7 protein-coding genes are annotated in these 9990 nt (G+C 63.8%); all 7 read right to left on the minus strand.

What is annotated here, in order from left to right; all coding sequences use genetic code 11:
* Positions 1 to 91: 91 nt before the first annotated feature.
* The 7 genes from Pla108_RS00740 to Pla108_RS00770 all read right to left on the minus strand — a co-directional run bounded on the left by Pla108_RS00740 (position 92) and on the right by Pla108_RS00770 (position 9702).
* Positions 92 to 841, minus strand: a complete 750-nt coding sequence (locus Pla108_RS00740) for an NYN domain-containing protein (RefSeq protein ID WP_197526114.1) — start codon at positions 839 to 841, stop codon at positions 92 to 94.
* Between the two features lie 66 nt (positions 842 to 907).
* Positions 908 to 2155 (minus strand): aspartate/ornithine carbamoyltransferase family protein, encoded by a 1248-nt coding sequence (locus Pla108_RS00745; protein ID WP_146441513.1) that lies wholly within the window; start codon positions 2153 to 2155, stop codon positions 908 to 910.
* Between the two features lie 133 nt (positions 2156 to 2288).
* Positions 2289 to 3584 carry a matrixin family metalloprotease gene (locus Pla108_RS00750; RefSeq protein ID WP_197526115.1) on the minus strand — a complete coding sequence of 432 codons (1296 nt, stop codon included), beginning with the start codon at positions 3582 to 3584 and terminating at the stop codon, positions 2289 to 2291.
* A gap of 279 nt (positions 3585 to 3863) precedes the next feature.
* Complete coding sequence (gene yaaA, locus Pla108_RS00755) at positions 3864 to 4631, minus strand: peroxide stress protein YaaA (RefSeq protein WP_146441518.1); 768 nt, start codon at positions 4629 to 4631, stop codon at positions 3864 to 3866.
* A 126-nt stretch (positions 4632 to 4757) separates the two neighbouring features.
* Positions 4758 to 6413, minus strand: a complete 1656-nt coding sequence (locus tag Pla108_RS00760) for an ABC transporter permease (protein WP_146441520.1) — start codon at positions 6411 to 6413, stop codon at positions 4758 to 4760.
* 431 nt (positions 6414 to 6844) lie between these two features.
* On the minus strand, positions 6845 to 8059 hold the full coding sequence (locus Pla108_RS00765; protein ID WP_146441522.1) for an argininosuccinate synthase: 1215 nt from the start codon (positions 8057 to 8059) through the stop codon (positions 6845 to 6847).
* Between the two features lie 911 nt (positions 8060 to 8970).
* Positions 8971 to 9702, minus strand: a complete 732-nt coding sequence (locus tag Pla108_RS00770; RefSeq protein WP_146441524.1) for a DUF5131 family protein — start codon at positions 9700 to 9702, stop codon at positions 8971 to 8973.
* Positions 9703 to 9990 lie beyond the last annotated feature (288 nt).

The following is a 9990-nucleotide window of genomic DNA, read 5'->3' on the forward strand; positions in this document are numbered from 1 at the left end:
GCCGGAATGCGCAGAAGATTGGCGCAACTCGGAACAAGCGCCCGCTGGAAAAGACCGCCTACGCAGCCTGGAGCGGGTGAACGGGCAGGTTTCAGCCTTCCCGTTCGGTTTTCCGCTCATCCGAAGGGTCGAGAAGATCGTCGGCGTAACCGGGCGGAAACGGGTCGAAGACCCCGGCGCCAAAGTCGCCCCGCGGCTTGTCGGTCGACTCCCCCAACGGCGGGCGGCGGCGTCGCGTCTTCCCGCTCTTGGGGCGGCCGTCCGGCTCTTTAGCAGCCGCCGTTGAGGGCGGTTGCCGCGCTGGCAAGGGCTTCGGCGGCGCCGCCTCCGCCGCCTGACGCTCGATCTCCGCCAGCGCCGCCGGGTCCGAGAATTCAGCTACCCAGTCGGCGGACGAACCGACCGGCTCGGTTGGCTTACGGCTGTCGGTCTCGGGCCCCCGTGGCCGGCGACACAGCTCGGCGAACCACGCGTCGCTGTCCACCCAGCGAGCTCCGCTCGAGCGGGCGGCGCGCTGCACGCGTCGGTCCCCCGAGACAACCGTCAGGTGCTTGGCCCGATGGAATCCCTCAAGGATCGCTTCGATCATCGCGTCGGCGTCGCTGTAATCGCGGGCGAACCGCAGATCGATGCCGTCTTGGTCGAACCGATCGGGAAGGCCCGGCGGCGCGTCGTTCGCGTCGAAGACAACCACCGTCGCCAGCCGCTCGGTCGGGGTCAATCGGTCGGCAAGGAAGGCGATCAACGCCTCCCGCGATCCCCGCAATGTCCCGGCAAGCTCCCCGGCTCCGAACAGGTCGGTTGCGTGGAGCAGGTTGTAGCCGTCGATCAACAGACGCACGGCGAGGGGGGAGGCTGGAGGGGGGCGGGCCAGATCGTTCCAGTCTCCTCCGTGGGGCCTCTGGCCTCAACTGCTATATTCGTGCCGCTCGCGGAACTTGCGGTGGAAGTACCGGTCGATCGAGCCGTCGGCGTCCATCAGGTGCGCAAGCAAGGCCGCGCGCACCCACATGCCGTTGCGGGCCTGGCGGAAGTACATCGCCCGCGGGTCGGCGTCGATCTCGGCGGGGATCTCGCCGAAGTGTTGGTCACGCGGGAAGGGGTGCAGGATCGGGGCGTAGGCCCTCATCCTTCGGACCAAGGCGGGCGTCAGCTTGTACGGCGTCAGGTCGAGCCGGGCGAGCGACTCGGCGTCTTCGGCGGTGTCGTGCTCTTTCTGCACGCGTGTCATGTAGAGGGCGTCGATCGCTTCGATCGTCGGGACGCCATCGATCGGCGCCTCGAGCGAATCGACCTCAACGACGGGAACCCCCTTGTTCGCGAGCCGCTGCCGCAGGTCGTCCCGCATCCGCAGCTTCTCGTGGTCGGGCGTCACAAACACCAGCCGCACGCCGGGGTATTCCGCCAGCAGCATCGCGAGCGACCGTACTGTCCGGCCACGGCCGATGTCGCCGCAGAAGCAGTAGGTCTTGCCCGCGAGGCCGGTTGTGAGCTCGGTGTAGCCGTGGACCGTCCGCAATTCGTCGAGCCGGCCGACGGGCGAGTCCTTCGGGTTCTCGAACTGGAAGGTTCGCTGCAGGGTGTAGACATCTAGCAGCGCCTGCGTCGGGTGCTCGTCGGCGCCCGAACCGGCGTTGACGATCGGCACGCTCCGCTGGCCGCTCTGCTCGAGGTCGTTCATCAGGTAGGCGCACGACTCGGCCAGTCGGGCGAGTGGCGACCGCATGATGATCAGGTCGAAGTAGCTGGAGAACATACGGATCGAGTCGAACCGCGTCTCACCCTTTGCCTCGCTCGAGGTGCTGGCGTCACGCACCTCGTTGCAGACCATGCCGAGGATCTGGCACGCCGCGGTGAACGACAAGAAAGTCCGCGTCGAGGGCTGCGTGAAATAAAGCATGACCCGCCGATTGGCCAGCAAGTCCCGTAGGAAATCTTGGCCGGGGCGTGACTGCGACATCACGCGGATCTGGTCCGCCGTCTCGGCGAGGTCCTCCAGCAGCGCCGGCCAGAACTGGCCGGCGAAGATCACGTGCCGCAGCCGCGTCCCCTCCTGGAGTTCGGCGGCCTTCTCGCGGATAGGCCGCGAGAGCCGGCCTTCGTACGCGCGGAGGTCGAGCTCGTCGCGTGTCGGTGGGACGGTTGAATCAGCCATCGGGCCGTCCTCCCCGGAACTCGTCCGGATGCGGGGCGGGGCGTCCGCGAGACACGCCCCAAGAGCGGCCCGCGCACGGGCAGCCCTCCTGCCGCCCGCAGCAACTGGTTATGGCACAGTCGCGAGCCGAGCGTCAAGCCGCGCGACGAGCAATGCCGCCGGCCGAAAGGAGCAACGCCGCCGCCAACGAAGCGGGCTCGGGGACGGCCGTCGCCGTGAGCGAGAGGCTCAGCTGATAGAGCTGGACGTTGTCGACCGTTCCGTTCACACGGAAGAAATAGTCCTGCCCCGGGAAGAGCACGACGTCGGTGATGAACTCCAAGACATCGCCGCGCGGCAGCCCCGCGGCAAGCTGGATGAGCCCCCCCGCTGCGTCGTCGCCGAACAGGGTGATCTCTAGCGGGTTCAGTCTCGAGGTGTCGAGTAAGTTCTGCGCGCCGTCCTGGGGGCCTTCCATGTAGGTCCGACCCACCTGGGTCAGGGTGAGGGCCATCTCGACCGGCTGCGCGACACGGAACGAGTAGAAATCCAAGTCGGTCCTGCCATCGATGCTGACGAAGTCGGTTTGCGAACTAGACACCACCGACGTTGCCCCATCGACGCCGATCCGCCAGATGTCGCCCGCCGGCAGCAACCCGACCGGCGTCGGGCTCCGCAGGCTGTCGTTTCCTCCGTTCTTCTCCAACACGTCGCCGTAGTTGCGGTGAGCGGCGAGGATGTCGTCGATCTGCGGGCCGTCGAACGAGGTCGAGATGAACGGCTCCATCAACTGTCCCGAGTCGCTCGACTCCAGGTGATTGAAGCCGAGTCCGTGCCCCGCCTCGTGCATGAGGACGTTGCGGAGTCGGCGGGAGTTGAACTGACTGTTGCCGTAGAAAGCAGAATTATCCGTGTCGATGACCATGTCGCCATGGTCGGGGAAGTAGTTGTAGGCGAGGGTGTTCGACCCGCTGGCGCCGTCGATTGAGTGGCCGCCGATCCGCACGTCGGGGTAGACCCCCAGCTGCCCGCGAGGCGTGGTGGTGTTGTTGAGCGTCGCGCCGCCGTCGTTGGGCTCGTAGACGTAAGTGATGCCCGACAGCTCGCTCCAGCGACCAAACGCCTCTTCGAAGAGATGGAACCATGGGGCGGACTCAATCCCCCGACGGCCGCCGCCGTACTGGGTGTTGAGCATCGCAATCAAGTTGCTGGGCGAACTCCCCTCGCTGCCGACGACCGTGGTGCCGTCGTCGACGAATCCCCAGGTGATCGTTACCGGATTGCCGCGTACGCCGGTCGACCCGAATGTCGTGGTCGAGACCCACCGGTCTCCCACCCGAAACTCCGCCGACGGGACTTCGTCGTGGTCATGATCCGGCAAGGAATCGTACACGTTGTCGAAGGCGTCACCGGACGCCCCGGTGCGCACGCCGTGCCAAGAACTTGGCACTTCCAGTCCCGCGGCGGTGGAAGCCGAATGAGCGTAAAGGACCGCGCAGACCGAGAGACATAGAACAAGCGCCCCCCGACGAACGGGGCGACCGCGTTGCAGCATCATGGAGGTCTTCTCGGCAGAAAGAGTGCGCTAACGCGACGACGCTAGGTGTTCCGTACCGACACGGGGCCTTTCAAGCCTTGCCCGCGTGGCTAGCCGGCATTGTGCGCCGACTTTTACGAGCGGTCAAACTACGGCGATCAACCGGCAGTGGATTCGCTCCAAAGCGATTGTCTAGCCGCGGGTGAAAACCGGCGTGGCCGGTGTGGAAAGCCCCTCCCGGTAGGCATAACCGTCGGCCGAGAAGGCTTCGATCGCCCTGCGACCCACCGCTCGCGATCGCAAGAGATCACGGGCCATCGCCCCGCGGGCCCGCTTGGCGAAGAAGCTAACGATCCGGTAGTCGTCCCCCTTCCGCTCTTTAAAGGTGGGCGTCACGACCTCGGCGTCGAGGCGCTTCAGCCGGACGACGGCGGCGTACTCGTTCGACGCTAGATTCACGACGAGTGGCGACTTGGCGTCCACGAGATCGGCCTTGAGAGCGTCGGTCACTTGGTCGCCCCACCAAGCGTAGATGCCTTTGCCACGCGGGTTCGCAAGCCGGCGGCCCATCTCGAGCCGGTAAGGCTGGATCAAATCGAGCGGCCGCAGCACACCGTAGAGGCCCGAGAGGATGCGGATCTGGTCTTGCGCCTTGACGAGTTGCGTGTCGGAAAGCGTGTCGGCGTCGAGCCCCTGATAGACGTCACCGCGGAAGGCGAGCACCGCCTGCTTGGCGCCGCGGGGGTCCCACTTCGCCTTCCAGTCTTGCAAGTAGCCGTGCGCGGTGTCGGCGAGCGTGTCGCTGAGCTCCATGAGCTTCGCGACGTCCCGGACGGACAGCTTCTTGGCGACAGCCGCCAGTTGCTTCGCCTCGCGGTGCAGCACGGGCTTCGTTGCCGGCAGGTCGCGGTCGCTCGGCGAGAAGTCGAGCGTCTTGGCGGGAGAGAGCAGGATCAGCATTCGTCTTTTAGCCGCCAGTATTCGCCGATAGTCGCGGACGCCATACGAGAAGACTCTTCTTACTCTTACGATCTATTATGGTGATCGCACTCAGAGTGAGTAGGAGTCACTAAATCGGAGATCGATTCAATCCGCGACGCGCCAACGCGCCTTGAAGAGCCACAGCAGGAGGCCAAACAGCGCGGCGTTGTAGAGCAACGACCAAGCGACGTGGGCGAAGAATAGCACGGGCTCGCCCGCCGCCTGGGCCGCTTCGCCGGAGGGGTCGTCGAACCCCTTTTCACGGTCGTAGTCGAGCGGCAAAGCGAACGCGGCAGCAAAGGGGCTCACCGCGGTCGCCGCGGTTACGGCCTCGGCCGCCGGTGTGCCGCGGTAGAACGTATCGGCGAAGTACTTCCCCGCCAGCGGCGCCAGGAAGAGTGTGATGATCACCAAGTAGCTCGCCACCAAGGCGGTCGAGGTCTTGGAAAAGAGCGTCGAACAGACGAGCCCCGTCAGCGAGGTCGTCACGCACGCCAGCGCGAAGATGACAAAGTACCCGCCCAGCGTCAGCAGGTTCAGCGGGTTCTGGATCCAGTAGAGTGGCATGACGCACGCCAACAGCACCGGCCACATCAGGAAGCCGGTCAGCACGGTCGATACGCGGAGCCCGGCGAGCAGTTTTCCCCAGAGGATCTGCCACGGCGTGATCAACGTCGTGAGCAACAGGTCGAGCGTCTGCCGCTCGCGCTCGCTGGCGACGCTGCCTGCGGAGAAGACCGGCCCGCACAGCAGGTTGAACAGCAGGACGTAGGCGATGTGCCACGGCGCCAGCCAGGGGTAGACGTACAGGCACGCCCCCATGATCGGGATCGCCATCAGCATCGAGATCTGGATCACGACCCGCAGCATCAGCGTGCCGCCGCTGAAGATCTCGCTCCGCATCTCCTTGTCGTAGATCGGGTTGGCGCCTTCGGGCAGGAAGTCGGTCCGCTTCGGCGGCGCGAAGAGCCGGTCGGGGAAGGCGTCGCGGTCGATGTAGAGGCCGACCGCCTGCGACGCCTCGTTCTCAACGTCGATCACATCCTGCCCGCCGGAGCCCAGGTCGGGCGGGTAGAGCAGCCGTCGCCGCGCCAAGTCCCACAGCACCACCGAACCCGCCAGGCACGCCAGCGGCACGAGCGTCGTCGCCACCATCAGCCGCGCCTCGCCGAGTTGCGCGAGCTGATTCCAGGCCAGCACCCCCACGAGCGCCAGCGGCAGGATCATCAGGTACGAGACCACCAGCGCCGACACGGTCCGCCCGAAGTGGCTGCTCGCCCACAGGCTGATCATGCCGAACAGCACGATCGACGAGATCATCGCCACGTAAGCGGCCGCCACGTCGTAGAAGCCAACGCCCCCCAGCGGCAAGCAGAGCATCACGATCGGCAGCGAGCAGAAGATTAGCACCGCCAGGTGCGTCAGCGACGCCAGCAGCTTGCCGAGGACGATCGCCCCCGGCCGCAGCGGCGAGGCGAGCAGTTGCTCGAGCGACAGCCGCTCCTTCTCACCGGTGATGGCGCCGGCGGCAAAGCTCGGCGCCATCAGCGACGCCAGCAGGTACTGCCCAAAAAAGAAAAGCCCCACCAGCCGCTGCGCCTCCTCGGGCCGCGCCATGTCGAGCACGCGCTGCTGCGGCCAAGCGAGCAGCACAATGCCACCGAGCAGCACGACATAAGCCGCCAACAACAAAAACGCCCGCGGCCGTCGCAGGTTGGCGAGCAACTCGTGCTGCAGGACGGGGTTCTGCGTTAGGTACACGGGTGGCTGGCGTTAAGAAGGGAGATGGTGGGTATCAAGGGGGGATGAGGTGATGGCGATAGGGTGGGGCAATGTCTTCTCGGTAACGGCGCGTCCGGATCATTTGCTGTCAGAATGTAGCCGCTCACGAAGGAAGTCAGCGTGTGCATCCATTTCTGTTGTTTCCGTAAAGATTGGTAACCCCATCGATTCCAGATAGGCAATACAGGCTTCTAGGCGATCCTCGTCATCGTCTGCAAAAACCATGACTCCACCACTCGTGCTCATAAATGCACTAGGTTTAAGTAAACCCAGATGCGATCGATCGGAGCCAACTCCTCCAGATCGATCTTGATTGACTCGCGCTTCGCGTCACTTTTCAATCGTTTCTTTCCCCGTTGTGTAGCCATCCCCTTATCTCCATTCATCCCCACATCTCCCTTCCCAACCGTTCAATACGAGCGAGGCCGCACGGTCCCTTGCACGCGGCTCGGCAGGCCTTGCAGCCTCAAGAAGCCTTCGGCGTCGGTCTGGTCGTAGCTGCCGCCCCCTTCCATGCTGGCGATCTCCGCGTCGTACAGGCTGTGCTCGGCTTTCCGGCCGTGGACCTCGATGTTGCCCTTGTAGAGCCCGAGCTTGATCTCGCCCGTCACCGGCTTTTGGGCTTCCTTGATGAACGCCAAGAGGGCGTCCATCTTCGGCGTGTACCAGAAACCGTAGTAGACGTCGCGCGCTACTTCCGGGGAGATCCGGTCGCGGAGGTTCACCAGGTCGCGGTCGAGGGTGAGCTGCTCGAGCTGCAGGTGCGCCGCGTAGAGCGTCGTGATGCCGGGCGCCTCGTAGACGCCGCGGCTCTTCATGCCGACAAAGCGGTTCTCGACGATGTCGATCCGCCCGACGCCATTGCGGCCGGCGATCGTGTTGAGCGTCTGCACGACATCGAGCGCCGACAGCTTCTTGCCGTTGACCGACACCGGCACGCCCGCCTCGAACCCGATCGAGACCTCCTCGACCGCGTCGGGCGCCTCTTGCGGCGACACGCCCATGCCGAAGTCGGGGACCTTCACGCCGCAGTTGTCGACCTCTTCGAGATCGCCCGCCTCGTAGCTGATGTGCAGGCAGTTCTCGTCCGAGCTGTACGGCTTCGACGCCGACGCCTTGACGGGGATCTTCTTGATGTCGCAGAACTCGATCAGCTCGGTCCGGCCGGGGAACTTGTCGCGGAACGACTTCATCCTCCACGGGGCGATGATCTTGACGGTCGGGTCGAGCGCCTCGGCCGCCAGCTGGAAGCGGCACTGGTCGTTCCCCTTGCCGGTGGCGCCATGGGCGAACGCCTCGGCGCCGACCTCGCGGGCGACCTGCAGGCACGCCTTGGAGATGATCGGCCGGGCGATCGAGGTCCCCAGAAGATAGATCCCCTCGTACTTGGCCTGCCACTGCAGGACGGGGAACGCGAAGTCGCGGATCATCTCTTCCTGGACGTCGACGATCCGGGCCGACTTGGCCCCACAGTCGTGGGCCTTCTTGAGGATCGCCTCGCGGTCTTCGCACGGCTGGCCGACGTCGACATAGACGCAGTGGCAGTCGTACCCCTCGTCCTGGAGCCAACCGAGAATGACAGACGTATCGAGGCCGCCGGAATAGGCGAGGACGCAGCTAGGCATGGTGGGGCGAGGGGGGAGGGCAGGGGCTCAGGAAACACCGCGAAAACCGACCCACCAGCGTAAGCGGACGGGGGCGGCGGGGGAAGCTACCGGGGAGGACGCTACAATCCACACGGTGGCAGCCTCGACGATTGCAGTTTAGGTGCCTCAGTTCACCAGGGGAGATCCGCCGAGTCTACGGAAGAACCCCTGTGCTCTTTTGGCAAGCCACTCCTACGAGTCCAAACTGATGGCTGGACTTATTTGGGCTGTTCGAGTTTGCGCGAACCCACTGTAGCCCGCTTGCCTCCCTTACTCCGATAGTTCGCATAGAAGTGGGATGCGAAGTTCGTTGCAATCAGAACATCAGAGGCCTCAAGCTAATGTCTGATCACGATAGCAATCCAGAATACGAGGGACTTCGGCAAAGCGATGACGAGTCTCGAGGGGAGAGAGCTGCCCGCGTTCGAACTTTGCGAGACATTTGTCAATTTGAACACGGTGTCCTCTTTAGAGGAGGAACCATACCTTGGCTTGCATTTGGGGATATGCAAGCTTCTTACGTCAATGGAGCGTACTTAGCCTGTGTTGTCACTGCTCAGATCGTTTTAGAGCACGAGATTGCTGCTTTGATGAGCATCTGTGGCGATGACCTTCCAGGGCGCCTTGGATTCTCGGACATCTGTAAGAAAGCAAAAGACGCTGGTTATCTCGATGCATCAGAATGTGAGTTGTTGAATAAGCTCCGGGAAAGCAGAAATCCTTACGTGCACATTAGACCGCTATTCGCAGAGGGTTGCTTTGAGCGACGTATCGCCGAGGCTTTGCGACCTCCTTGGGAGTTGGCGGAAGAGGATGCGCTAGCCGCAATTCGCGTCGTATACAGAATTATATCGAGAGGAGGTATCACCATGTGATCATATTGAGAGGGATCACGCTGCAAGTGTCGGACAGTGATCGTTAGGCATCTCGTCCCAGGTCCGTCCCTCCAACTCCCTCCCAGTCCGTGACTTCTGCACGCCGCCCCATTGCTTGAAGAAGAACGGCACCTTGCGGGCGACGCATTGGTCGCGGATGTCGGTCGCCCATTCGGCGAGCATCGGCCGGGCGCCGGGGCCTGATTCGCCGCCGACGATTACCCAGTGGACACCGCGCAACGGCAACCGGCGGATCGGACCGATGAGCGGCTCGACCGATAAGAATCGCACCTTCGCCGGCGCCCGGGCCAGCTCACGGACCCGCCCGGTATAATTAGCATTCTCAACGCTCGTCCCCATCCAGACGTTGTCGGGCCAGGGGAGGGCGGAGCCCATCTCGGCGACCCGTTCGGGCCGCTTGGTCAGCACTTGGAACGTGTGCTGCGACGCCGCGGCCATCGTCGCGAAGCAGCGGGCGATGAAATCGTCCGGCACGTCCTGGTGGAAGAGATCGCTCATCGAGTTGACAAAAATCACTCGCGGCTTCTTCCAGCTCAGCGGCAGATCGACGAGGTCTTCCTGAAGCGTCACCCGAAAACCGTTGCGGTACCGCTCCTGCCCCATCGCGTGCAGCCGCTTCGCCATCCGGTCGGCGTAGCAAAACTTGCACCCCGGGCTCACCTTGGTACAGCCCGTCACGGGGTTCCACGTCGCCTCGGTCCACTCGATTTTCGACGCCTGGGCCATCGCAAGACTCTTGGGTACGGTTCGCCTGTATACTATCCCGTCTCGGCGCAGTTTCAACGGTTTAGGCGCGCATAGTAAGCGGATTCCGCCAACTAGCGATACATGACAAGCACGGATTTGAATCCGCAGAAGGGCGAGAATCGCCTAGCTAAATGCCCGAGGCTAGTGTCCCGAGTTAGAAGTACGTTCACAGACGCGGGCGACGCGTTGGAGGATGGAGTCGGCGTCGGCGACCCATTGGAAGGGCTTGGGGTTTTGGTTGTACTCTTCTAGGTAGGCGTCGATCGC

Source organism: Botrimarina colliarenosi (assembly GCF_007859955.1).
GTDB lineage: Bacteria > Planctomycetota > Planctomycetia > Pirellulales > Lacipirellulaceae > Botrimarina > Botrimarina colliarenosi.